The sequence below is a fragment of the Cellvibrio sp. PSBB006 genome, from assembly GCF_002162135.1.
Classification (GTDB): domain Bacteria; phylum Pseudomonadota; class Gammaproteobacteria; order Pseudomonadales; family Cellvibrionaceae; genus Cellvibrio.
This window is the reverse complement of sequence record NZ_CP021382.1, coordinates 2,272,562-2,296,481: the sequence shown is the minus strand read 5'-3', so window position 1 is coordinate 2,296,481 and position 23,920 is coordinate 2,272,562. Positions and strand designations below refer to the sequence as shown.

Below are 23,920 nucleotides of genomic sequence, written 5' to 3'. Positions count from 1 at the left end.
GGCTAAATTTTTAAACCAAAAAGTTTGCATAGAAACGCTCGTCTGAAGTCGAAACAATTTAATCCAGCCATTTCCGTAGTGTCGGCATCATCGCATCAGCCCAGATTTGATAACCGGGCTCGGCGGGATGTAAAAAGTCAGGCATGATTTCCGGGGAAATCGAGCCGTCGTCTTGCAACATCAGATGACCATAGTCATGAAAGAAAACATGCTTGCCATCATCCAGAGTGTTAATGAGCTGATTAGCTTTAATGATGGGAGCACGCATGGGGCTTTGCGCGGTTTCCTGATAAGGGAAGATGCCGTTCACTAAAATCTTTGCATCAGGAAAGGCCGTGCGCAATGTGGTGACCACCGCTTTCACACCTTGGAAGACTTCTTCGGGGCCTTCGTTGTTGAGTCCGAAGTTATTGATGCCAATCATCAGCACGACGACTTTGGGATTCAATTTTTCGATGTCGCCATTTTCCAGGCGCCACAACACATTACCGGTTTGATCGCCACCTACGCCGAAATTGGCCGCTTTGTAAGGTGCAAAATATTTTTGCCACAGCGGCGCTGGCCAACCCTCTGTGATGGAGTCGCCTACAAACAATAAATTCACGTCGCCCGCGCGCGCAACCGCCACATCCTCGGCAAATTTCTGGTGCCATTGCTCTACGGACATCCAGGAATACTCAATGGTGCGTGGAGCCGGGATGGTCGATGCCGGTGCGGGTTTATCGTCGGCGCAGCCGGCAGTTGCAAACAGGACTAATAATGTCGTGAGTACAATGTGATGTAACCGGTTAGATATTAAGATTGTTTTTATCATCGGGTAGCTCCAGTGGTCAGGTTCTCTTTTCAATGGAATGTTTTGTGGGTGGGCTTTTTATTAAACGTGTTAAATCTTTAATGCGAGACGATCATTGCTCGGATGCAAGCTGTGTACGCCAGCCAGGTTCAAAATTAAATCCAGCAGTTCATCCCAGGGTTCGGCATTGCGCATACCTTTGACTGCTTTATCGATGCCATTGGCTTTGCGCAATAACTGTTGCAACTGTGCGGGTTTTAAACGCTGCAAGGCTGCTTTAATTAAGGGCTGGCGTTTATCCCAAACACCGGCTTGCTTTGCCGCCCAATCAAAATGTTTTCCCTGGCTTACCGCGAGCGAAATCTGCACCAGGCTGCGAATATCGCGTGTAATAGCCCACAAGATATTGATTGGTTCAGTCCCTTCAGTTTTTAGCCCGTGGAGTGTCTTGACCGCCGCGCGGGCATCACCATGTAGAGCTTTATCTGCAAGTCCAAAGACATCGTAGCGCGCACTGTCAGCAACTACAGAAGCCATCAATTCATAGCTGACCACTTTGTCATTGGTCAGCAGTTTTAATTTTTCAATTTCCTGCGCAGCGGCGAGCAGGTTGCCTTCAATACGCGATGCCAGCAAATCAATGGCGCTGCTGTCGGCACGCAGGCCGGCTTGTTGCAAGCGTGTGCCGATCCAGCGCGGCAATTGTGCCGGTGTAATCGGCCAGACTTGAACATGAATACCGGCTTCGTCGAGCGCCTTAAACCATTTGCTTTTTTGCGTGGCGCCATCGAGTTTATCAGTGACCACGAGTAGCAGATTATCGCTGGCGGGTGACTGGGCGTATTCAATCAGCGCTTTGCCGCCTTTATCGCCAGGTTTGCCGTTGGGCATACGCAGTTCGATGATTTTTTTCTCGGCAAACAAAGACAAGCTGTTAGCTGCCGCGAGTAACTGGCCCCACTCAAAACTGTTGTCGACATGGTAGAGCTCGCGCTCGCTAAACCCGGCCTGGCGCGCAGCCTGGCGAATTGCGTCACAGGCTTCCTGGATCAGCAGTGGTTCATCGCCGCTGACGAGGTAAATCGGAGCCAGTTGTTTGCTGAGCGCCTGGCTCAGCTGTTCAGGGCGCAGTTTGGCCATCGGTGGCCTCGGCTGCTGAGTTGACACTCACGGCCTGCAAGCGGCGTAACATTTGTTGTGCAATATCGCGGCGCATTTCGCGCAGCAACAAAGCCTCTTCCTGAGAGGCGCTGCTGGCATTGCCGGCACTGTAGTCGTAGGTACGCGCATTGGTGGCGGTGGTCATGGGCGCGAGCAACACGCCTTCGCGGTTGCGGATTTCGTAATCCACAGAAAGGATGATCTGGTAGGCGCTGGTGAGCGCATCGCTGCCCACGCCGGCAGTGCGGCGGTCATCGCGCTCTTCTACAATCACCAGAGAATAAGGCGCTGCGCTTGCTTCTTCCGCCGCGGTTACCTTGTTGGCTTTGAGTAATTGTTTGACTTCGGTAATCAGTGCGCCGTGAGCGTCTTCAGCGGTGACAAAAATGCTATCGATATTAGTTGGCAAATTGGTGGAACCGCGTAAATGCCAACCGCAGGCGCTGATCAGGCTGGTTATCAGTAAACAGGCGATAATTTTATTCATAACATTCCTGATCGGGTGTGGAGTGGGCGGCGCTACGATAAATAGAAGCCGCGATAAATAGTTGTCGGATTACGCCTGTGGCTAATCCGACCTACGATCAAACATTTAATTGGCGACGATATTGACCAGTTTGTTGGGCACGACGATCACCTTGCGCACGGTGATGCCGTCCAGAAAACGTTGCACGTTGTCCTGGGCCAGCGCCATCTCTTCCAGGGTCTTTTGCGGCGCGTCTATGGGCGCGTCTAGTTTGCTGCGCACCTTGCCGTTTACCTGCACAACAATCTCGATGCTTGAACGCACCAGCGCGGACTCATCCAGTGTCGGCCAGCTGGCGGTCAACGGAATGTCGTTATGACCCAGAGAATGCCAAAGTGACTGGGTAATATGCGGCACGATAGGTGCGAGCACCAGGATCGCCGTCTCCAGCGCTTCGCGCTCCACCGCCAGACCTTGCGGATTGGCGCGGTCGGCCAATTTGCTCACTTCGTTAAGCAGCTCCATGGTCGCTGCAATAGCGGTGTTAAATGTTTGGCGGCGACCGTAATCGTCACTGACCTTGGCGATGGTTTCATGGGTCTTGCGGCGCAGATCTTTCTGCGCCTGCGACAGATTGGTGGCATCCAGCTTGCCGGGTGTGCCAGCGTTGATGTGACCTTCTACCGCTTTCCACAATCGCTGCAAAAAGCGATAGGCGCCGGCCACGCCGGAATCGCTCCATTCCATGCTCTGTTCTGGCGGTGCCGCAAACATGGAAAACAGGCGCACAGTGTCCGCGCCGTACTGGTTGATTAATTCTTCCGGGTCCACCGTGTTGCCTTTGGACTTGCTCATCTTGGTGCCGTCTTTCAACACCATGCCCTGGCACAGCAAACGCTCGAAGGGCTCGTCACAACTGACCAAACCTTCATCGCGCATCAATTTGTGAAAGAAGCGGGAATAGAGCAAATGCAGAATCGCATGTTCGATGCCGCCGACATATTGATCTACCGGCAGCCAGTAATCAGCGGCCGCTTTATCGATCATGCCCTCAGTGAAATTCGGGCAGGTGTAGCGTGCGTAATACCAGCTCGACTCCATAAAGGTATCGAAGGTGTCGGTTTCGCGCTCAACGGTTTTACCGTCCAGCTCATCTTTACGCCATTCGGGATCGGCCTTGATCGGCGATTGCACGCCGTTCATCACAACATCTTCCGGCAGCATTACAGGCAGTTTGTGCGCCGGCACGGGAATCTCACCGCCTTCGGGTAAATTGAACATCGGGATGGGCGCACCCCAATAACGCTGACGTGAAACGCCCCAGTCGCGCAAACGGTAGTTAACTTTTACCTGGCCTTTTTTGGCTGCTTCCAGGGTACTGGCAATTGCATCAAAGGCAGCGTTGAAGTCGAGACCGTCGTACTCGCCTGAATTAACCAGTAACCCTTTTTCCACAAAGGCGGCTTTATTCAAGTCGATCTCTTCGCCGTTTTGTGGCGCGATGACCTGCTGAATTGGCAAGTTGTATTTTTGGGCAAATTCGTAATCACGCTGGTCGTGGGCCGGTACTGCCATCACCGCCCCTGAGCCGTAATCCATCAGCACATAGTTGGCGACCCACACAGCGACCGGTTCGCCGGTAATGGGATGCAGGGCTTTGATGCCGGTATCCATGCCGCGTTTTTCCATGGTGGCCATATCGGCTTCGGCCACAGATTGCACTTTGCAATCGGCAATAAACTGCGCAAGTTGGAGATTGGTTTCAGCCAGCAATTTGGCAATAGGATGCTCCGCTGCCAGGCTCACATAGGTGACGCCCATCAAGGTATCCGGGCGGGTGGTGTAGATCTCGAAGCCGTCAAACTTGCCGACCGGTTCGGTCAAGTCAAAGCGCATCTCCAGACCGCGGCTTTTGCCGATCCAGTTGCGCTGCATGGTTTTCACCTGCTCAGGCCAGTTGGGCAGCTTGTCCAGATCTTCCAGCAGCTCCTCGGCGTAAGCCGTAATTTTGATAAACCACTGGGGGATTTCCTTGCGCTCCACCAATGCGCCGGAGCGCCAGCCGCGGCCGTCGATCACCTGTTCGTTGGCAAGCACCGTCTGGTCCACCGGGTCCCAATTCACCGTCGCCATCTTTTTATAGACCAGACCTTTTTCGTAGAGGCGGGTAAAGAACCACTGTTCCCATTTGTAATAGTCGGGCTTACAGGTGGTGACCTCGCGGGACCAGTCAAACCCAAAACCTAATTGCTTGAGCTGACCGCGCATGTGATCGGTGTTGGAATAGGTCCATTTGGCGGGCGCCGTGTTGTGCTTGATAGCCGCATTTTCGGCCGGCAAGCCGAAGGCATCCCATCCCATGGGGTGCAGAACGTTTTTACCTTGCATGCGTTGGTAGCGCGCGATCACGTCAGTGATGGTGTAGTTGCGCACATGCCCCATGTGCAATTTGCCACTGGGGTAGGGGAACATAGCCAAGCAGTAGAATTTCTCTTTGCTGGGGTCTTCCACGACCTTGAAACTCTGGTGTTCCTCCCAGTATTGCTGGGCGTCGGCTTCTACTTGCGCGGGATTGTATTGCTCTTGCATGCTGGTTTACGGCCTATACTTAAGAAGGTAAAGAAAGGCGGTGATTATAGAGGTTGAGCCGCGTTTTTGGGTATAACCGCATGTGAATTACGCTTTTTTATTGTTTTTGCTGTCTGAGTGTCGAGTCCCCTGAGTTAATCATGCCAGAGGTAATCGCTATGAAATCGACCAGCCACTATCACAATCCCTATCATTCCGACGCTGCACAAGCCGACAATGAGGCGGGCGTTATGGTCACCTTGCAACAGGCTGTTGAACATGAGCTGGGTGATCTGGTTGCCCTTGAGTTGACCGCAGAACGTATGGCGGAAGACGAGGCATCCTTGCTTGGCGCCTATTTGTCAGACGATGCCGAAAAAGCCAAAGGTTTTTGGCACGAGTTGAAAGATGAATTGGTGATGTGGGAAATCAGCACCGGTCAGCTCCTGCTGTCAGCCGCCGACCCCACCCGCACCGATTGGCATCGCCACGGCTGGTGGCAATCTGATCAGGATCTTGATCTGCACTAAACCCCTGCCGGTGTTATCCTCACCGGGCCACGAGCTCCTTGAGCCGGAGCGGATGGTTGTCATCCTTAAAATACAATAAAGCCCGACCGGCCTCTGCCGGCGCGGCCCAGGTGAGAGAAGTCTGTTATGTTTCCACATCATAAAGGCAGGGCCTGCGCCCACCTGCTGGTCTTGTTATGTCTGTTTTCCTCTGGAGTGATTGCCCAAGTGTCTGCGTTGCCTCGTGAGCCCGTGTATCTCTGGTCGGAAAAAGCCCTGGTAACGCCCGATCGTGAAGCAGTTCAAAGTGAGCGGGTGTATGCGGTGGATAATCCGTCTATCACACCCTTTTGGCCGGAGCCAGCATTGGCCAATGGTGCCGCAGTGGTGATCTTTCCTGGCGGTGGCTATGTACGTCTGGCGATTGAGCACGAAGGCTACGATATTGCGCGATGGTTTAATCAGCAGGGCGTGGCGGCCTTTGTGGTGAAATATCGAATGCAGGAATACGGTTTTCCCGCGCCCTTGCTGGATGGCTTGCGGGCCGTGCGCTATGTGCGCGCCCACGCGGCGAACTGGAATCTGGATGCGGAACGAATCGGGGTGCTGGGCTTTTCAGCCGGCGGGCATCTCGCAGCCAGTGTAGCGACACGTTACAGCTTTCGCTCTGCGCAACTCACCGATGACCCCTGGCAGAACGTCAGTGCCCGGCCGGATTTTGCGATTTTGGGTTATCCGGTGATTACCCTGGAAGGCCCGGATGCTCATGCCGGTTCGCGGCATGCGCTGTTGGGCGACAATCCCACGCCTGAATTGGTGCGCGAAAACTCCCTGCAATATCAGGTCAAGGCCAAGGTGCCGCCGATGTTTATCATCCATGGTGCCAACGACAAAGCGGTGCCGATCGGAAATAGCCTGGCGCTGTTCGCGGAAGTACAAAAGCATAACAAACAGTCCGAGTTGCATATCTACCAGACCAATGTCCACGGTTTTGGAATGCGCGAAGGCGAAGGTACGGCTTCGGACTGGCCCGATGCCCTGCTGAGTTGGTTGCGCCACAACGGATGGCTTGAGAAACCTGCCCGCCAGCGGGAGGTTCAGCCGTGAGACCGTTTTCTGTATTCCTGATGGCCTGCCTGCTTGCCGCCTGTGCCATCCAGCCTGACACGTCCAGTCATCCAACGCTGTTCCTGGTGGGCGATTCAACTATGGCAGACCAGCCTGAACACAAATACCCGGAACATGGCTGGGGGCAAATGCTGCCTGAGTTCCTGACGCCGGGAATCCGATTGCAGAACCACGCAATGAACGGTCGCAGCACCAAGAGCTTCCGCGATGAAGGGCGTTGGCAAACGGTGGTGGATCAGCTCAAGGCGGGGGACATCGTCGTCATCGGCTTTGGCCATAACGACCAAAAGAGCCAGGACCCGACGCGTTACGCAGAGCCCTGGACGGACTATCGCGCGAATCTGATGCGCTATATCGATGAAGTCAGAGGCAAGGGGGCAGAGGTGATCCTGGTGACCTCCATTCGCCGTCGCCACTTCGATGATCAGGGCGCTCTACAGAAAACCTTGGGTGACTACCCGATGGTTGCTCGCCAAGTGGCGAAAGACATGTCAGTACCCCTAGTGGATTTGAATCAACTCACCGCCCATTGGCTGTCTGAGGCAGGGCCTGCGGCAAGCAAACAACTCTATATGCATACTGTTCCAGGCCAATACGCCAATCTGCCGCCGGAAGGTAAACAAGACAATACCCATCTGCAAGTCGAGGGTGCGCGCCAGGTAGCGGGTTTGTTTGTGGCAGACGTCAAGCGGCAGCAGCTGCGGCTGGCCAGGTGGTTGAAGTGACCTACGCCGATGCGACACTGCGCGAGTGCGGCGGTTTTTCAACCATCTCCGGCTTGTACTTTGGCCTTGCCTGACTTACAATCGCCGCCCCTGAAAACCCATACGACGCTAGTCCCAAACGCCAGAGCATATCGCTCGGCTACTTCGTGTCGTCCAAGCGTGTATTGGAGCAACTATGTACGCAATTTTTGAAAGCGGTGGCAAACAGCACCGTGTAGTGGAAGGCGAAACCCTGAAGCTCGAAAAGATCGAAGTGGCCACTGGTGACACCATTGAGTTTGATAAGGTTTACCTGGTAGGTACTGGCGGCGACGTTAAAATCGGTGCTCCGGTAGTAGCCGGTGCTAAAGTGACTGCTGAAGTTGTAGCTCACGGTCGTGCAGACAAAGTGAGAATCATCAAGTTCAAGCGTCGTAAGCACTCCATGAAACGCCAAGGTCACCGTCAATGGTTTACCGAAGTGAAAATCACTGGTATCCAAGGTTAAGAGGAATAGAAAATGGCTCACAAGAAAGCTGGCGGTAGTACCCGCAACGGTCGCGACTCACAAGCGAAACGCCTCGGCGTTAAAGCCTTTGGCGGTGAAGTGGTTCCGGCGGGCAGCATCATTGTTCGTCAACGCGGCACCCGTTTTCATGCTGGTGTGAACGTAGGTATTGGTAAAGACCACACCTTGTTTGCCAAGGCTGACGGTCAAGTGAAATTTGAGGTTAAAGGTCCAAACAATCGTAAATTCGTCAGCATCGTTGCTGCCTGATTGCGATTGCGGATCATAGCTTGCGCCGGTTGACTGGTGCTGGCACCTGAGAAGAATAAAAGCCCTGTCGTTGTCGTCAGGGCTTTTTTTATTCAGGAAGCTGCTGCAAGAAGTTTGATCGTTTGTTTAAGATTGATTGGTTTAAATATTTTGGTTAACGCCGGGAGTTCACCGTGAAATTTGTTGATGAAGCGCCAATCCATGTTGAAGCAGGAAAGGGCGGTAACGGCATGATGAGCTTCCGCCAGGAAAAGTTTATTGCCAAAGGTGGCCCTAACGGCGGCGATGGTGGCGATGGTGGCAGTGTTTTTCTGGTTGCGGATGAAAACCTGAACACGCTGATCGACTACCGTTTCCAGCCCAAATACAAAGCTGAAGACGGCCAGAAAGGCGGTAGTAAAGATTGTACCGGGCGCAAGGGTGATGACCTGTTTTTGCCCGTGCCGGTGGGCACCACCGTCATTGATACCGACACAGAGGAAGTATTTGGTGATCTGACCAAGCATGGTCAGCAATTGAAAGTCGCCCAAGGTGGTTTTCACGGCTTGGGTAATACCCGTTTTAAATCCAGTACCAACCGCGCGCCGCGCCGTTTCACTTACGGTACCGAGGGTGAGGTCCGCAACCTGAAGCTGGAGATGAAAGTGCTGGCCGATGTCGGCATGCTGGGGTTACCTAACGCGGGCAAATCGAGCTTTATCCGCGCCGTTAGCTCAGCCAAGCCCAAGGTGGCCGACTACCCCTTCACGACCCTGATTCCCAATCTCGGCGTGGTAAAAGTGCAGCAGTATCGCAGCTTTGTGATTGCTGATATTCCCGGTTTGATTGAAGGTGCAGCTGAAGGGGCGGGTTTGGGGGTGCGATTCCTCAAACATTTAACCCGCTGTCGTTTGCTGATGCACATGGTTGATATGGCGCCGGTGGATGATTCTGATCCGGCAGACAATGTGCGTGTTATTGCTGAGGAATTGCAGAAGTTCAGCTCAACCCTGGCAAGCCGGGATCGTTGGTTGCTGTTGAATAAAATCGACCTCTTGCCACCTGATGAAGTGGAAGCGCGCTGTCAGGCGGTGATTGATTCACTTAACTGGACCGGCCCAGTATTTCGCATTTCCGCCTTGCACCGCGATGGTACGACACAGCTTGCCGGCAGGATCATGGATCATCTGGAAGCCGTGTGGGAAGAGGAAAGTGAGAACCCCGAAGCGCGCGAGCGTGAGATGCAGTTGCAGTTGCAAATGGCCCAGGAAGCCCGTGACCGTATTGAAGAACTGCGCGCAGCACACCGCGCGGCCAAGCGTGCACTGGGCGAAGATGATGACGATGACTTCGATGAAGGCGACTATGATGTTGAAGTCGAATACGTAAGGTAAATTGATGAGCAAACGAGATCTCATCCCCCAAGCCAAACGCTGGGTAGTCAAGATCGGCAGCGCGCTGCTGACCAACGACGGCAAAGGACTGGATGCGCAAGCAATCGCAGGCTGGGTTGCGCAAATGGCCGCGCTGCGTCAACGAGGCATTGAACTGGTATTGGTATCTTCCGGTGCGGTAGCAGCGGGTATGCGTCGCCTGGGTTGGTCGTCCCGCCCTACGGAAATCCATCAACTGCAAGCCGCCGCCGCCGTTGGACAGATGAGTCTGGTGCAGACCTATGAAGTGGAGTTTCAGCGCTACGGTTTGCTGACCGCTCAGGTATTGCTTGATCACGATGATCTTTCTTCGCGTCAGCGTTATTTGAACGCTCGCTCCACGTTAAAAACCTTGATTGGATTAAGCGTTATTCCCGTTATCAATGAGAATGATACGGTGGTGACGGACGAAATCCGGTTTGGTGACAACGATACCCTGGGGGCGTTGGTTGCGAATTTGATTGAGGCGGATTTGCTGGTCATTCTTACCGATCAATTGGGTATGTATGACAGTGATCCGCGCATTAACCCCGAGGCACAATTGCTGAGTGAAATTGCGGCAGAAGAACCTGAACTCGAAAAAATGGCAGGCGGCGGCGGTGTGTTGGGCCGTGGCGGTATGATCACCAAAGTGCGTGCGGCGCGCGTTGCAGCGCGTTCCGGTGCGGATACGGTGATTGTCGGTGGGCGCATTGACAATGCGTTATTGCGTTTGGCTGAAGGTGACAATATCGGCACCTTCCTCTGGGCGCAACAACAACCTCAGGCCGCGCGCAAGCGCTGGATTTCCGGTCAATTGCAAACCCGTGGTACTTTGGTGCTGGATGATGGTGCCGTGCGTGTTGTGCGCGAGCAGGGCAAGAGTTTATTGCCGGTGGGCGTAAAAGAAGTGCGCGGTAATTTTACGCGCGGTGATATGGTGATTTGTGTCGCGCCTGACGGACGCGAAGTTGCACGCGGTTTGGTTAACTACCACGCGGATGAAGCACGCAAAATTATCGGCAAGCCCAGCAACAAAATTGAAGCCTTGCTTGGTTATAAAGACGACGAAGAACTTATCCACCGCGACAATCTCGTCCTCTCCTGAGCCGCCCTTAAATCGAACCATAGGTCGGATTAGCCAAAGGCGTAATCCGACACTGCCCCTAGTTCAGAATCTCGATTTAAACTTTCGATGAGACTATCAATTTAATAGTACCGCAGCTCCGTAGCCTTCCCCCAAAACACCCGATACGAAAAAATCGTGTAAGCAATAATCGCCGGCAACACAATCATCACGCCAACTAAAATAAACCACAGCGACTCCGGCGCGCTGGCGGCCTCCCATATATCCATCTCACCCAAAACAATATAGGGAAAAAAGCTGTAACCCAGCGCAAAAAAGCACAGGATAAAAATAATCGCTGCGCCAATAAATGGAATGCCGCAACCGAAATCATTTTCATACGGGAATTTGCTGAGGTAACGCTCCACCATCATAAAGGTAACGAAACACACCGCCGGAATGATCAGCAACAACAACGCCCAAGGGCTGCCAAACCACTTTTCGAAAACATTGTGACTCATCAACGGATTTACGGCAGACACGGCGATAATCCCTAACGCCATAAACCACATGCAAATTCGCGCCCAGTAAGCCGCGCGCAGCTGTAATTCACCTTCAGTCTTCATGACTAACCAGGCCGCGCCGATAAAACTGTAACCAGCAGTCACACAGATGGCGCTGAGTGCGGCAAAGGCGAATGCAGCAGGTGTTTCTTCAAATCCCATGACAAACATCCCCAACATGTAACCTTGGGCCAGGGTCGCGAGCAGGGAACCGAATTTAAAAATCCTGTCCCACAGTTCCTTGTGATCTGCCGGTGCCTTTGCGCGAAAATCAAACGCCACCCCGCGCATAATCAGCCCAGCGAGCATCGCTGTTACCGGCAAATAAAAGTGATACAGAATCAAGCTGTGTGCGCTCGGAAACGCAATCAATAAAATCCCGACACCCAGGACCAGCCAGGTTTCGTTGGCGTCCCAAAATGGGCCGATAGAGGCAATCATCGTATCGCGTTGTGGATCGGAATCTGCCGGCAATAAAATGCCAACGCCGAGATCGTATCCATCGAGCATGGCATAAATCAGAAATGCCAATCCCATCAAACCGGTAAAAATCACCGGCAACCAATAAGCTTCACCTGTCAAATTCATAACAAACCTCAGTTATGTCAGTACGGTTGTCTGCCGTGAATCGGGTTGTGTTGCTCCTGCAGTGTTGGCATTTCATCGGGGCGGTCAACCAGCACAGACTTGCGAGCCATGACAAATAAGGTGCGGATGTAAGCGATTAATAGCACTACATACAAGGTTAAATAAATACTGAGAGAAATACCCACGTTACTGCTGGCTACGCTGGTAACGGCATCGGCGGTTTTTAACACTCCGGTGACAAGGTAAGGTTGACGTCCGATTTCGGTGACATACCAGCCAGCCAGTGTGGCGATCCAACCGGAAAAACTCATGGCGACCAATATGCGAAGCATCAAAGGTGGGAGACTTTTTCTGCGTAACAATAGCAAGCTGGTAGTCCAGGACACGACCAGCATCAACAGGCCAATGCCGACCATCAAACGAAAGCCGTAGAACAATGGTTTTACCGGGGGATGCTCGCCATCGAATTCGTTTAATCCTTTCAACTCACCGCCAATGTCATGGGTCAGGATAAAGCTGGCAAGGTGAGGCACTTCCACGGAAAACAAATTTTTCTTTTCGGATTCATCGGGAATCGCAAATAACACGAGGGGAACGTGGTTATCAGTTTCCCAGATAGCTTCCATCGCTGCGATCTTGGCTGGCTGGTGTTTGAGTGTATTTAACCCGTGTAGATCTCCCATAAATATTTGCAGGGGAATCAATATGGCTGCAGCAAAAATTCCTACCTTTAATGCCAGGCGCGGTGCCGGCTTGTGATCACCTTTTAGGATGCGGTACGCCGATATACCTGCAATCAAAAAGGCGGCAGTTAATCCTGAGGCCAGCATCATATGTGTGAGCCGGTACGGCATGGAGGGATTGAAGATGATGTCCCACCAACTGAGCGGAAAGGCCACGCCATCGCGCATTTCGAAACCGTCGGGCGTTTGCATCCAGGAATTTAATGCAAGAATCCAGAATGCCGAGAGGCTGGTACCAATCGCGACCAACAGTGTGGCGAGTGTATGAACGCGCGGGGAAACACGATTGATGCCAAATAACATGATGCCTAAAAAAGTGGCTTCAAGGAAAAAAGCGGTTAATACTTCATAGCCTAACAAGGGGCCGGCAATGTTGCCCACAGTCTCCATATAGCCAGGCCAGTTGGTGCCAAACTGAAACGACATTACCAATCCGCTGACAACACCAATTGCAAAACTCAGTGCAAAAATTTTTACCCAGAAACGATAACAGCGCATCCAGACATCGTCGTTGGTGCGGTTGTATTGCACACGGAAGAAAAACAGGAACCAGCACAGTGCGATGGTGATGGTGGGAAATAAAATGTGAAAACTGATATTGGCCGCGAACTGGATGCGGGAGAGGAGGAAGGTATCTAACTCCATATGGGGTACCTCTAAAAAGCGGCTGAGCGGTTATGTGTAAATTGTCGGTGTTAATACATTCTTCATCGGATTACGCCTGCGGCTAATCCGACCTACAGATTCTTTTCCTTTGTTTGATTAATGCTTCGCTGTACTTAACCATTTGTCTTTCATGTCCAGGACTTTACCGATGCTGTTACCTAGCTTGAGTAATTTGTGCAAACGATCGCTATCGAGCCGTTGGATTTCTGTTGTCCAGAGCGTCAGCATTTCGATCAGGTCGTGCATTTCCTGCATGCGTTGTTGTGCGTATTGTTCATCGGGGCTGGCCGCTTTGTTCATCAACAGACCGCGCAGGGTAGAAAGAGTTGGATCAATTTCGCGTTTGCGGCGTTGCTCGATCAGCGTTTTGGCAATTTCCCACACATCGGCTGGCGCGGAATAATATTCCTTCCGATCTCCGGGGATATGCTGGAGTCGTACCAACTCCCAGGATTGCAATTCCTTAAGCCCCATGCTGACGTTGGAACGGGAGAATCCGAGTGTTTCGGCAATATGGTCGGCAGTGAGCGGTTCCGGGCTAAGCACTAGCAGGGCATACATCTGGCCGACGGTACGGTTAATACCCCAGCGACTACCCATTTCGCCGAAGTGAAGGATGCAGGCCTGAATCATGGGGGTTAGCGAGATGGGCATAGGTATTTCCTGTGTTTTCAGTAATTACTGAAATTACAGAAATTAGTGGAAGGCGTCAAGTTAATGAAGTCGCCATTTTTCTTACTTCCCGGACGATTGGGGAACTAAGCCCTTCATACGGCGGGAATCGATGACCCGATTTGAAGTGGTTCGCTTGAAAGTAAGGGGCGCCAAAAATCACCAATAGCATCACTTAAGGTGATGCTATTGTGCTGCACGGAACAATGTAATCGATAACATTGAAAATATTTTTGGTTTGGGCCACTGTGATTTGAGTAATAAGGCTAGGGTGCCGAAATGACTTTTCCATCGTAAAAATAAGGGAATTATCTGCCCAAGCATGCAAGCTTTCCCGCGAACCGGGAGCCAGCCAGGGAGCCTGTTAACGGCGATTTTCTGGCGGTGCTTTTGTTGTGTTGGGGCAGGAAGATTAAAATTACGCCATTTTGTAACCGTTTTCATTCGGGGTAATTAAGGTGGTGTAACCGCATTTTCACCTCTTGGGCATTGTCCTAAATCCCTGAAAAAACAAGGGTTTCAGGGCTGGATTGATTCATTTTCCGGGTGAATAATAGGGGCTGAGATTGGCGATCAGCGCGACTTTCTCTTCAACTGAATTTCTGGATCTACGCAATTAAGTGAGTAGTGGACAATGACGCATCAACGCAAGCCCATCGTAATCGCCAACTGGAAGCTCAATGGCGGCCTGGATTTAATTTGCACCTCTGTGGCCTCGTTTATCGGTAAGCATTTTGAAGCGCAGATTGTCATTTGCCCGCCTTACATTTACATGCGCGACATGATGACGTTTTTGCAGTATTCCGAATTGCAGATCGGCAGCCAGAACGTCAGTAAATTCAAATCTGGCGCTTATACCGGTGAAACCTCTGCGCAAATGCTCAAGCAAGCGGGTTGCGCACTGTGTTTGATCGGCCACTCCGAACGCCGCGCCATGTTTGCAGAAAACAATCCGGGTTGTCGCACCAAAGTCCAATTGGCCCTTAACCATGGTTTATTGCCTGTGCTGTGCATCGGTGAAACCAAAGAGGAGCGCGAAGCCGGGACTGCAAAAGACGTTATCTTTACCCAGTTGAGTGAAGGCTTGATGGATATCGATCTGACCGGCAAGGACTTATGCATTGCTTATGAGCCTGTGTGGGCAATCGGCACCGGTTTAGCTGCGACGCCGGATATGGTGCAGGAAATTCACCGCTTTATCCGCGACAAACTGGAAACGCTGTATAACCCGACGATTGCTCAGAGCGTCCGTATTGTGTACGGCGGCAGCGTCAATAAAACCAATGCCAAAGAATTGTTAAATCAACAAGATATTGATGGGTTGCTGGTCGGCGGTGCGAGTCTCGACCCGGATCATTTTCTTGAAATTTGTAAACAAGCGAACAATGTTGCACAGGTTTAGTAACACCAAATAAATGCTTTTAAATAACAGGTTAGTTCAGAAATATCTTTGGGTGAGAGCAAAGTGTTTTCGTTACGCGAGAACAACGTTTTTGAAAATAACCGAGCGGAAAAACATTTCCGAAGATGTTAATCAACCAACAAGCGGGAGTAGATGAGATGAACGCACTCGTGAATAAAACGCTGGTACATGCGGTGGCGCCCGGTGTGGCAACTGGTGATCAGGTGCAAGCCCTGTTCGATTTCGCGAAGCGAGGGCAGTTTGCATATCCGGCTGTCAATGTGGTGGGAACCAACTCCATCAACGCTACACTTGAAGCCGCACGTCAGGTAAATTCGCCGGTCATTGTGCAGTTATCTCACAGCGGTGCCGCTTTCTTTTTAGGTAAAAGCGTAAAGCTGGATGGGCACCAGAGTTCCATCCTCGGTTCTGTGGCGGCCGCGCAATATGTGCACACAGTAGCCAGGGTTTATGGCGTGCCGGTTATCCTGCACACCGACCATGCCGCCAAAAATTTATTACCCTGGATTGATGGCCTGCTCAACGCTGGCGAGGAATATTTTGCACAGAATGGTCGGCCATTATTCAGTTCACACATGATTGACCTCTCGGAAGAGCCCTTGCATGAAAACGTGGAGCTGTGTGCGGAATACCTCAAGCGCATGAGCAAGATGGGCATGACGCTGGAGATTGAGCTGGGCTGTACCGGCGGTGAAGAAGATGGTGTGGACAACACCGGCATGGATAGCTCGGCGCTTTACACGCAACCCGAAGATGTTGCCTACGCGTATGAGGTGTTATCAGCCATCAGCCCGAAATTTACCATCGCGGCGTCCTTCGGTAATGTGCACGGTGTGTATAAGCCGGGCAATGTAAAACTGACCCCCAAAATTCTCAGGAACTCACAAACGTTTGTGAGTGAAAAATTCGGCGTGGCAGAAAATACGTTGAATTTTGTTTTTCACGGCGGCTCCGGGTCGGAGCCTGCCGACATCGCCGAAGCCATTGATTACGGCGTAGTGAAGATGAATATTGATACCGATACACAGTGGGCAACCTGGCAGGGCGTAAAAGAATATGCCGAAACCCACCATGCTTATCTGCAAAGTCAGATTGGCAACCCGGACGGCGATGAAAAGCCCAATAAAAAATACTATGACCCGCGCGCCTGGTTGCGTAAAAGTGAGGAGTCGATGGCCAAGCGTCTGCAACAATCTTTTGCAGATCTTAATTGCCTCAATCAATACAGGTAATGATTCATGCACGATGTAAATGACGTTCTGCAAGCGGATGGTGCCAAACCTGAGTTGGTTGCGCTGGTTGAAATCATTCTGGGCGCGGCAAAGCATATTGCCCATTGCGTCCGTCAGGGCGCACTGGCCGGCGTATTGGGCTCAACAGAAGATGAAAATATTCAGGGAGAAACACAAAAGAAACTGGATGTGATTGCCAATCAGATTCTCAAGGATGCCTTGCTGGAGAACCGACAGGTCTGCGCTATTGCATCCGAAGAGGAAGATACCTCCGTTGCAGGAAATCCAGCCGGTACTTATCTGGTGGCTTTTGATCCGCTTGACGGCTCTTCAAACATTGATATCAATGGCCAGGTGGGAACGATCTTCACCATCTATCCGGCGCGTGCGGATGTGGCCTGTGACAGCGAGTTGCAGTTCCATCAACCGGGCATCCAGCAACTTTGTGCTGGCTATGTCCTTTACGGCGGCTCAACACTGTTGGTGATATCGGTGGGCGGTGCAACGCGGTGTTTTACCCTGGATGCCAACGGCAATTTTGTGCTCACAGAAGCAGAATTACAGATCCCGGCAGATACCAGAGAGTTTGCTATTAATCTGTCCAACCAGCGTTTCTGGCGTTCGGCCTTCAAGCGGTACGTCGATGATTTAATTGCCGGCGATACCGGGCCCCGCGCAAAAAATTACAACATGCGCTGGAATGCGGCCATGGTAGGCGATGTACACCGTGTGCTCATGCGTGGAGGCATATTCAGTTATCCCTCTGACAGCCGCAACCCCAGCCAGCCCGCAAAGCTCCGGTTGTTGTATGAAGCTAATCCGATGGCTCTGCTGATCGAAGGGGCCGGCGGCAAAGCTTTTACAGAAACGCAGCGTATCCTCACGCTTCAACCTCAAACACTTCACCAACGTGTGGCTGTTATTCTGGGTTCCGCGAATGAAGTGGAGGCCTGTCTCGCGTATCTGAAATAATGTTTAAGACCTGAACCATTTCAGCGTTCCTGCCTCGGAAGTAAGCAGTAGCCGTCGAGAGGCTGCTACTGTTATAAACCCTCATTTTCCCATCGCCTAAAATGCATTTATGTGACAGGATGCGCGATGCGTAGCATTCGACGACACGGAGGTGGTTGTTATGGTTGATACAAAGTGAGGTCGACATTCTTAGATCAAATTTGAATCAAATTGGTCATTTTTTATATGGCTTCGTAATCAACACTGGTATATATTGCGCGCGTTGAAGTACCCTTCCAACCCCTTGTGATGGATCACGTTGTTCACTCAACAAGGTACGCACCTACATGTTACAGGCCGTTAACAACGCTATCCCATTTTCTCCTGCCAAAACTGACTCGCAACCACACGCTGTCATTACCCCAACCGGTGCTGATCTCATCGTGGGTTATCTACAGCAATTGGGTATAGAGGTGGTTTTCGGTGTTCCAGGCGGGGCGATTGAGCCCTTGTTAAACGCACTGGCGCGCAGCGAGCGGCACGGTGGTCCGCGCCTGGTCGTAGCGCGCCACGAATGCGGTGCCGCGTTTATGGCAGATGGCTATTACCGTGAAACCGGCAAGATGGGCGTGGTATGCAGTACAACCGGGCCGGGAGCTACGAATTTAATTACCGGTGTGGCATCCGCCTTTGTTGAAGAGATTCCCATGCTGGTCATCACCGCGCAGACGCCACTGCCCAAATTTGGCAGAGGTGCGCTGCAGGAATCCAGTTGTACCGCTATCGATACAGTAGGTATGTTCCGCTATGTCACCCGGTTTAATACGCTGATATCGCACCAGGAACAACTGGAAAATAAATTGGTGTCCGCCATCATGAGCGCGCATCAGGGAACCTGTGGTCCGGTGCACCTGAGCATTCCTTCGGATGTGCTTCGGTCTTCTGTCGACACCCGTCGGATACAAGGTGATTTACTGGTACCGAATTTTTCTATGGTGGATGATCTTGCCATCGGACGCTTGTATGAAAAGCTGGCCCGGGTTGAACGCATGGTGATGTACATCGGTAGCGGTGTGGGGCGAGCGGCCAAGCAACTGGTGGAATTTGCCGAACTCACCAATACCCCTTTTGTTACCGGCCCTACCGGTAAATCCTGGGTTGATGAAACCCACCCGTTATACCGCGGTGTTTATGGGTTTGCTGGCCACGACAGCGCGAAGCATTTGTTGCGAAACCCGAACGTGGAATTGATTTTAGCGGTGGGAACAGCGTTGGAGGAGTTGGGGACCAGTGGTTGGAAGGAAGATTTGCTGAACAATAAACTGGTACACATTGATTCGTGCGCGGAACATTTTACGCGTTCGCCAATGGCCTGCTTGCATGTCTTCGGCAATATTGACTGCATCTTTGATCGGCTGCTGATGCAAGTGAAGACGGCGCGCCAATGGGGGCGTCAATGGCAGTCCCTGGCGGGGCGCGGCAAAAAGAATATTTTCGACGGCTACGCCACGGTGCAGGAACCTGAGAAATGTTTATGCAATGAAGCACCGGTTAAACCGCAACGATTGATGACTTATCTCTCCAGGGCTTTGCCGGATGACACGCGTATCTTTGTTGACGCGGGTAATGGCTGGTCATGGGCCACGCATTACCTGATGCGTCGCAATAGCGAAGGCTTGTATCGCATCGCGATGGGATACGGTTCCATGGCGTGGTCTATCGGGGCGGCGATTGGTTCCGCCATCGCCAATCGCCGGGCACCGACGGTCTGTATCGTCGGCGATGGATCTTATTTGATGAGTGCGCAGGAAATTACCGTTGCGGCTCAGCAACAGCTGCCGGTGGTATTTGTTGTGCTCAACGATGCGGCCATGGGCATGGTGATGCACGGTCAAAGACTCGGTCAGCAGGAATCCATCGGCTGGCAGTTAAACGACGTGAATTATGCTGCTATGGCGCGTGCCATGGGTATCGACGGCATTGTGATTGAGCGTCCTCAGCAATTGGAGTTGCTCGATATGCAGGCGCTCTTTGCGAAATCCGGTCCGACATTACTGGATGTGCGTATCGACCGTGATGAAGTACCTCCTATGGGTGACCGTATCAGCGGCTTGGCGCAACAGGGCTCGGCGACCCCCGGTGGTTGACGGCAAGTTTGGTTTTTATCGGGTTAACCCAAAGGGTTTGCTGGTATATGCTAGGCTAGAAAGGAGCTTAGCCGGGAGTCTCGTGCGTGTCGTCTATTACCACTAATAACAACCAAGCCTCATCGCTTCCCTCAATTCTGATTGTGAATAACGATCCGGCAGCGCTGGAACAAATTAACGCCTGCCTGACAAAAGCCGGTCATTCCCGCCTTACGTTAGTGGACTCTGCTACCAAAGCGTTGCGTTATCTGCGCCACCATCCTGTTGATCTGCTGGTTCTCGATGTCGACACGCGCGACCTTGACGGTTGGCGGCTGTCGCGTCTGGTGCGCAGCGGTATCCTGAACTGTCGCGCGGACCTGCCGATTATTATTGTCACCAGCACTTGGTGTGAACGTATTGCAGAAGTGACGGCGCGTGAGTACGGCATCAATTATCTGGTGCCGCTGAATCACCTTTATCGGTTGCCGGAACTGGTTAAACACTTCGCCACTGAGCACAAAGGTGAACTGGCGAGGCCACGTTTGCTGGTGGTAGAAGACCAGCAGGACACCTCAGATTTAATCAAGCGCGTGCTGGCCACGCCTTTTGATATTGAAGTCGCTGCTGATGGTGAAGCCGGGTTGCACGCCTGGCAAGCGCGGCGTCACGATCTGGTATTGCTCGATATCATGCTGCCTACCATCTCGGGGCGCGACATCCTGATAGAGATCCAGCGCATCGACCCCAATCAACCCGTGGTCATCATGACCGCACACACCACCATCGATCAGGCCGAAGAATTGATGTTATTAGGCGCAGTGGATTTTTTACCCAAGCCATTTCGCGCGGAGCAATTGCGCAAGGTTTGTGATATCGCCATCCACCGCGATGACTTCCTGGTCAGCAACGCACAATTTGCCGCACGCGTAAGATCCCTCGAAGCCCGCGAGCTGGCTTATCGTAATTTATACGAAAGCCATCACCAGTTATTGGATGACCTGCAGTCGGTGGTGATGGAATTGGATAAGGATTTTAAAATTTGTTTTCTGAATCGGGCGTGGGAAGGCATGATGGGCTTTTCGATTGAAGAATCCCTCGGCTCTTCGCTTGAGATGTTTATCGCGCCGGAAGATGCCGCTCATTTTACGCTGTTCAAGGAAAAAATTAGCCTGGCCTTGCTGCAGAAAAAACCTTGCCCTGAAATTGAGTTGTGTTTGTGCAACAGAAAAAAGCAGAAAATCTGGACGCAATTAAAGCCCAGCCGCTCGACCCGCTCGGAAAATTTATCCACCCTGACGGTATGTCTCGACAATATTACTGAGCGGCGCGAAACCCAGGAACAACTTAAATACCTGGCCATGCACGATTCATTGACGGGCTTATTTAATCGCCACTTTTTTGAATCGACGCTGGAGCAATTGGCCGCTGACGCGCTGCGTAATAACCGCCATCACGGTCTGGTATATATTGACCTCGACCACTTCAAAGTCATCAATGACACCTTCGGTCATCAGAAGGGCGATGATGTGTTGCGAGAAATGTCATTGTTACTGGGTAAACGTATTCGCAAACCGGATTTATTATGTCGTTTGGGTGGCGATGAGTTTGCTGTGTTATTGCATGATATCAGTGGCGAAGAAGCGAACCATTTTGCGCGGGATATCCAGACGATTATCGGGGATTTCGGTTTTCAATTGCATGATCAGCGAATGAACCTCGGTTGCAGCATCGGTCTCTCGCTGATTGACGGTAGTACCGCCAATTCCGAAGAATATTTGATGCGTGCAGATATCGCATTGTATGTAGCCAAAGGCCGCGGCCGAAATCTGATTCATCAATACGATCCGCAGGATAACGAAAGTGATGAATTACGGCGCTGCATCAATGTGTCCCAAAAGATTCGCCGGGCAATTGCCGAAGACCGCATGGTGCTGTACTTCCAGCCAATCTTTGATGTTAAAAAACGCGAGATCTCCTATTACGAAGCCTTGATTCGTATGCGCGACAGCGACGGGCGTATTATCGGCCCGGCAGAGTTTATTCCAGCATTGGAAACGTCAGGCGAAATGCATTTACTGGATCGCTGGATTATTAAACTCGCCAGCAGAACCTTGAAGGAATATCCGGAGCTTAATCACATTGCGATTAACCTGTCTGCTCAGGCGTTTAAAGATGAAAGTCTGGTGCCGTCCATCCTTGACTGTTTGCAGGAAACCGGTGTGGATGCCAGTCGCATTACCTTTGAGCTGACGGAGAGCGATAGCCTGTTCAATCTCCATATCACGCAACGGGTCATTGCTGATTTGCATGCGTTGGGCTGCAGTTTTTCGGTGGATGATTTCGGTTCCGGCTTCAGTAGTTTTGCTTATTTGAAAGACTTGCCGGCGGATTACATCAAACTGGATGGTTCATTTATTCAAAACCTGCACCGCGATGCCGTTGATCAAACCCTGGTGCGTTCCATTATCCAGGTGGTTCAGGCGCTGGGTAAAAAAGCCGTGGCCGAGTATGTTGAGAACCAGGAAATTCTGGATATCCTGCAAGAGATGGGTATCGACTTTGTACAGGGATTCCATATCGGTTATCCCTTACCGATAGAGAAAATATTTACCCGCAATCATGTGGGGCATGCTAAAACGAACTCTACGCTATTGAGCCGTTTTACGCGCTCCTGATGTCAATCTGCATCTGGCACCGTACGCGGTGCTGCACCCTGATAATCGATATCGTCACAGCGCAATGGCAAAAAAGTCTCCGGCGGGCGATGGTAGGTGTCGAGATAACAGGCGGTGACACCACTGGCGACCATGCCTGCGAACATCCGATAAACTTCATCAGCAGTGAATCCCTGGTCAGATAAGAACGCTGACATATATCCATTGATATTCATGCCTTCATCAAATCGGCGCATTAAAACCTGTTCTATTTCATAGGCTAAAGTGAGGTGCGGTCCGACCTGAAATCCGAGCGTTTTGCTGAGTTTTTCCATTGCTTCCAGGCGCTCATCGCCTTTTGCAATAGGGCGTATGTAGCCAACAATGTAGGGCTTGCCACGATTTGCCGCTGTTATTTTTTCAACAATATCTTCCGCTGTTGCACCCGCCTGATGTTGACGAAACGCATCTTGAATAAACTCCACTCCACCCAACAGTGTATAAGGACCATAGGAGCGAGAGTCTGCTGCCAGCGAGCCGATGGTCGTTGCTGCTACCACCGAGGTGCGCGCCGCACCGGCTAGCGCGCCAATTTGATTGCACCAGATCCGTGGATCTGGCCAGCTTAAACAACCGTAAATAGCTTCAACCCAATCGGCCAGAGGCTTTTCAATTAATTTGCCGGTTGCGTTCAGTACCAGAATTTGAAAATAGGTTTTTTTTCCAACCAGTTCCTCAAGCATCGAGTAACCATGGCAGAACACGCCTTTGCCGGGAAACCATCCACCGGTTTTGCTAAAAATCTTTCCTCGCTTTTGCTCAAGCGAATCGATATAGGAAATATCGCTGTGTGTCGCTAGCGTACTATCGTTCGATAACATAATTTTCATCGCTCACAAAAGGCATCGCGGTAATAGGTTTATTAGCCAATTCAAGGCCGTGTGCCACTAATCCGGGTGCGCCAAATAATTGAAACAGGCAGCCTCCCGCACGCGGATGAAAGCCGAGGTCTGCAAATACCGCAGCGGCGATGCCTGTGGTTAACCACCCAACGCCATGAGGCTCCAGAGCCGCTGCAAATTGATGTCCCCAACGCAAAGCATCACCGGCGGCATGCATGGTCAACATTTGCTGGGCGATAGCGTTGGTCATGAGATCGACACCACCATATTGCTTGCCAAAACCTGCGTAATTGTTCTCGTGCTCCTGCTCCTGTTGAGTATTGATCATCTCATTTGCCACGAGTGCGGGATCTTCATGATGTCTTTTACGGAGAAAGCGCATGGCACTTTCTATTTCGCCGCCACCGAGATGCGCTCCGCCAAGCACGGCTGAAGCGATAGGCAATATATGCAAAGGATCGGTTTTACCGACACCGACGTTCATGGCTGCGCGAGTGGCGGCATGGCGTGGTCCCGGATTAATTAATGCAATCATCAGGCTTTGCAGCAGTTGTGCTTCGGGCTTCGTGGGGAGTTCGCCGCGGAAGAGCAAATAGAAGACATCAATGAATGAGCGTTTTTCCATCAGCTCGATAAGGTCGTAACCGTGACAAAATGTTTTGGCCGCAATATAAGGATTGTCTTCGCTGGGTTGCTCTGACCAGATGCGGGTTGCGGTTTTTTGGGTAAAGGGTTCGTTGCGGCTGCGCACCTGATCGTGCTTGGGCTCTTCTGACATGAAAAAATCTCGCGGGAATTAATACCAGGCTGGTCAGTTGATTAGTTGGCTGATG

21 protein-coding genes are annotated in these 23,920 nt (G+C 51.7%); 12 read left to right on the top strand and 9 right to left on the bottom strand.

Translation table 11 applies throughout. The features are described 5' to 3' along the window. Positions 1-58 precede the first annotated feature (58 nt). From CBR65_RS09535 to leuS, 4 genes are all read right to left on the bottom strand, one after another. Positions 59-814, bottom strand: coding sequence for a GDSL-type esterase/lipase family protein (locus CBR65_RS09535; RefSeq protein WP_087466633.1), 756 nt, complete (start codon positions 812-814; stop codon positions 59-61). Between the two features lie 69 nt (positions 815-883). Further along, entirely contained in the window at positions 884-1,933 is a 1,050-nt protein-coding gene (gene holA / locus CBR65_RS09530; RefSeq protein ID WP_087466632.1) for a DNA polymerase III subunit delta, read from the bottom strand. Beyond that, a complete protein-coding gene (lptE, locus tag CBR65_RS09525; RefSeq protein ID WP_087466631.1) occupies positions 1,914-2,441 on the bottom strand; it encodes an LPS assembly lipoprotein LptE in 528 nt (175 codons plus the stop codon). The genes holA and lptE overlap by 20 nt, the downstream gene beginning before the upstream one ends. A 105-nt stretch (positions 2,442-2,546) precedes the next feature. Next, entirely contained in the window at positions 2,547-5,009 is a 2,463-nt protein-coding gene (leuS, locus tag CBR65_RS09520; protein WP_087466630.1) for a leucine--tRNA ligase, read from the bottom strand. A gap of 158 nt (positions 5,010-5,167) precedes the next feature. Between leuS and CBR65_RS09515 the strand changes: the two genes are divergently transcribed. From CBR65_RS09515 to proB, 7 genes are all read left to right on the top strand, one after another. Beyond that, the gene (locus CBR65_RS09515; RefSeq protein WP_087466629.1) at positions 5,168-5,518 is read left to right on the top strand and encodes a hypothetical protein; all 351 of its coding nucleotides are present in this window, start codon (positions 5,168-5,170) and stop codon (positions 5,516-5,518) included. Positions 5,519-5,644: 126 nt separating this feature from the next. Next, a complete protein-coding gene (locus CBR65_RS09510) occupies positions 5,645-6,604 on the top strand; it encodes an alpha/beta hydrolase (RefSeq protein ID WP_087466628.1) in 960 nt (319 codons plus the stop codon). Then, entirely contained in the window at positions 6,601-7,350 is a 750-nt protein-coding gene (locus CBR65_RS09505) for a rhamnogalacturonan acetylesterase (RefSeq protein WP_198300923.1), read from the top strand. The genes CBR65_RS09510 and CBR65_RS09505 overlap by 4 nt, the downstream gene beginning before the upstream one ends. A 175-nt stretch (positions 7,351-7,525) precedes the next feature. Beyond that, positions 7,526-7,837, top strand: a complete 312-nt coding sequence (gene rplU, locus CBR65_RS09500; protein WP_087466626.1) for a 50S ribosomal protein L21 — start codon at positions 7,526-7,528, stop codon at positions 7,835-7,837. 12 nt (positions 7,838-7,849) lie between these two features. Next, positions 7,850-8,107, top strand: coding sequence for a 50S ribosomal protein L27 (gene rpmA / locus CBR65_RS09495; RefSeq protein ID WP_087466625.1), 258 nt, complete (start codon positions 7,850-7,852; stop codon positions 8,105-8,107). Positions 8,108-8,280: 173 nt separating this feature from the next. Beyond that, positions 8,281-9,480, top strand: coding sequence for an Obg family GTPase CgtA (gene cgtA / locus CBR65_RS09490; RefSeq protein WP_087466624.1), 1,200 nt, complete (start codon positions 8,281-8,283; stop codon positions 9,478-9,480). Between the two features lie 4 nt (positions 9,481-9,484). Beyond that, positions 9,485-10,606 carry a glutamate 5-kinase gene (gene proB, locus CBR65_RS09485; RefSeq protein WP_087466623.1) on the top strand — a complete coding sequence of 374 codons (1,122 nt, stop codon included), beginning with the start codon at positions 9,485-9,487 and terminating at the stop codon, positions 10,604-10,606. Positions 10,607-10,707: 101 nt separating this feature from the next. On the opposite strand, the gene CBR65_RS09480 is transcribed toward proB, so the two are convergent. The 3 genes from CBR65_RS09480 to CBR65_RS09470 form a co-directional block, all read right to left on the bottom strand. Continuing rightward, positions 10,708-11,715, bottom strand: a complete 1,008-nt coding sequence (locus CBR65_RS09480) for a cytochrome d ubiquinol oxidase subunit II (RefSeq protein ID WP_087466622.1) — start codon at positions 11,713-11,715, stop codon at positions 10,708-10,710. 17 nt (positions 11,716-11,732) lie between these two features. Beyond that, positions 11,733-13,103, bottom strand: coding sequence for a cytochrome ubiquinol oxidase subunit I (locus CBR65_RS09475; RefSeq protein WP_087466621.1), 1,371 nt, complete (start codon positions 13,101-13,103; stop codon positions 11,733-11,735). 117 nt (positions 13,104-13,220) lie between these two features. Beyond that, positions 13,221-13,778 carry a GbsR/MarR family transcriptional regulator gene (locus CBR65_RS09470; RefSeq protein ID WP_198300922.1) on the bottom strand — a complete coding sequence of 186 codons (558 nt, stop codon included), beginning with the start codon at positions 13,776-13,778 and terminating at the stop codon, positions 13,221-13,223. Positions 13,779-14,430: 652 nt separating this feature from the next. Between CBR65_RS09470 and tpiA the strand changes: the two genes are divergently transcribed. The 5 genes from tpiA to CBR65_RS09445 all read left to right on the top strand — a co-directional run bounded on the left by tpiA (position 14,431) and on the right by CBR65_RS09445 (position 22,206). After that, positions 14,431-15,198, top strand: a complete 768-nt coding sequence (gene tpiA / locus CBR65_RS09465) for a triose-phosphate isomerase (RefSeq protein ID WP_087466620.1) — start codon at positions 14,431-14,433, stop codon at positions 15,196-15,198. 158 nt (positions 15,199-15,356) lie between these two features. Then, positions 15,357-16,451, top strand: coding sequence for a class II fructose-bisphosphate aldolase (gene fbaA / locus CBR65_RS09460; protein ID WP_198300921.1), 1,095 nt, complete (start codon positions 15,357-15,359; stop codon positions 16,449-16,451). A 6-nt stretch (positions 16,452-16,457) separates the two neighbouring features. Beyond that, on the top strand, positions 16,458-17,423 hold the full coding sequence (locus CBR65_RS09455; RefSeq protein ID WP_087466619.1) for a class 1 fructose-bisphosphatase: 966 nt from the start codon (positions 16,458-16,460) through the stop codon (positions 17,421-17,423). A gap of 326 nt (positions 17,424-17,749) precedes the next feature. Next, positions 17,750-19,549: a thiamine pyrophosphate-binding protein gene (locus CBR65_RS09450; protein WP_087466618.1), complete on the top strand. Its 1,800-nt coding sequence runs from the start codon at positions 17,750-17,752 to the stop codon at positions 19,547-19,549. Positions 19,550-19,635: 86 nt separating this feature from the next. Beyond that, positions 19,636-22,206, top strand: a complete 2,571-nt coding sequence (locus tag CBR65_RS09445; protein WP_087466617.1) for an EAL domain-containing protein — start codon at positions 19,636-19,638, stop codon at positions 22,204-22,206. A gap of 2 nt (positions 22,207-22,208) precedes the next feature. Here the strand turns inward: CBR65_RS09445 and CBR65_RS09440 are convergent, their stop codons facing one another. Further along, the gene (locus tag CBR65_RS09440; RefSeq protein WP_087466616.1) at positions 22,209-23,066 is read right to left on the bottom strand and encodes a hypothetical protein; all 858 of its coding nucleotides are present in this window, start codon (positions 23,064-23,066) and stop codon (positions 22,209-22,211) included. Next, positions 23,050-23,865 (bottom strand): citrate/2-methylcitrate synthase, encoded by an 816-nt coding sequence (locus CBR65_RS09435; RefSeq protein ID WP_087466615.1) that lies wholly within the window; start codon positions 23,863-23,865, stop codon positions 23,050-23,052. Before CBR65_RS09435 ends, CBR65_RS09440 begins: the two co-directional genes overlap by 17 nt. Positions 23,866-23,920 lie beyond the last annotated feature (55 nt).

Bases quoted from the DNA above. Each gene is read 5' to 3' on its own strand.
- CBR65_RS09535 (WP_087466633.1), bottom strand. From the start codon at position 814: ATGATAAAAACAATCTTAATATCTAACCGGTTACATCACATTGTACTC.
- holA (WP_087466632.1), bottom strand. From the start codon at position 1,933: ATGGCCAAACTGCGCCCTGAACAGCTGAGCCAGGCGCTCAGCAAACAA.
- lptE (WP_087466631.1), bottom strand. From the start codon at position 2,441: ATGAATAAAATTATCGCCTGTTTACTGATAACCAGCCTGATCAGCGCC.
- leuS (WP_087466630.1), bottom strand. From the start codon at position 5,009: ATGCAAGAGCAATACAATCCCGCGCAAGTAGAAGCCGACGCCCAGCAA.
- CBR65_RS09515 (WP_087466629.1), top strand. From the start codon at position 5,168: ATGAAATCGACCAGCCACTATCACAATCCCTATCATTCCGACGCTGCA.
- CBR65_RS09510 (WP_087466628.1), top strand. From the start codon at position 5,645: ATGTTTCCACATCATAAAGGCAGGGCCTGCGCCCACCTGCTGGTCTTG.
- rplU (WP_087466626.1), top strand. From the start codon at position 7,526: ATGTACGCAATTTTTGAAAGCGGTGGCAAACAGCACCGTGTAGTGGAA.
- rpmA (WP_087466625.1), top strand. From the start codon at position 7,850: ATGGCTCACAAGAAAGCTGGCGGTAGTACCCGCAACGGTCGCGACTCA.
- proB (WP_087466623.1), top strand. From the start codon at position 9,485: ATGAGCAAACGAGATCTCATCCCCCAAGCCAAACGCTGGGTAGTCAAG.
- CBR65_RS09480 (WP_087466622.1), bottom strand. From the start codon at position 11,715: ATGAATTTGACAGGTGAAGCTTATTGGTTGCCGGTGATTTTTACCGGT.
- CBR65_RS09475 (WP_087466621.1), bottom strand. From the start codon at position 13,103: ATGGAGTTAGATACCTTCCTCCTCTCCCGCATCCAGTTCGCGGCCAAT.
- CBR65_RS09470 (WP_198300922.1), bottom strand. From the start codon at position 13,778: ATGCCCATCTCGCTAACCCCCATGATTCAGGCCTGCATCCTTCACTTC.
- tpiA (WP_087466620.1), top strand. From the start codon at position 14,431: ATGACGCATCAACGCAAGCCCATCGTAATCGCCAACTGGAAGCTCAAT.
- fbaA (WP_198300921.1), top strand. From the start codon at position 15,357: ATGAACGCACTCGTGAATAAAACGCTGGTACATGCGGTGGCGCCCGGT.
- CBR65_RS09455 (WP_087466619.1), top strand. From the start codon at position 16,458: ATGCACGATGTAAATGACGTTCTGCAAGCGGATGGTGCCAAACCTGAG.
- CBR65_RS09450 (WP_087466618.1), top strand. From the start codon at position 17,750: ATGTTACAGGCCGTTAACAACGCTATCCCATTTTCTCCTGCCAAAACT.
- CBR65_RS09440 (WP_087466616.1), bottom strand. From the start codon at position 23,066: ATGTTATCGAACGATAGTACGCTAGCGACACACAGCGATATTTCCTAT.
- CBR65_RS09435 (WP_087466615.1), bottom strand. From the start codon at position 23,865: ATGTCAGAAGAGCCCAAGCACGATCAGGTGCGCAGCCGCAACGAACCC.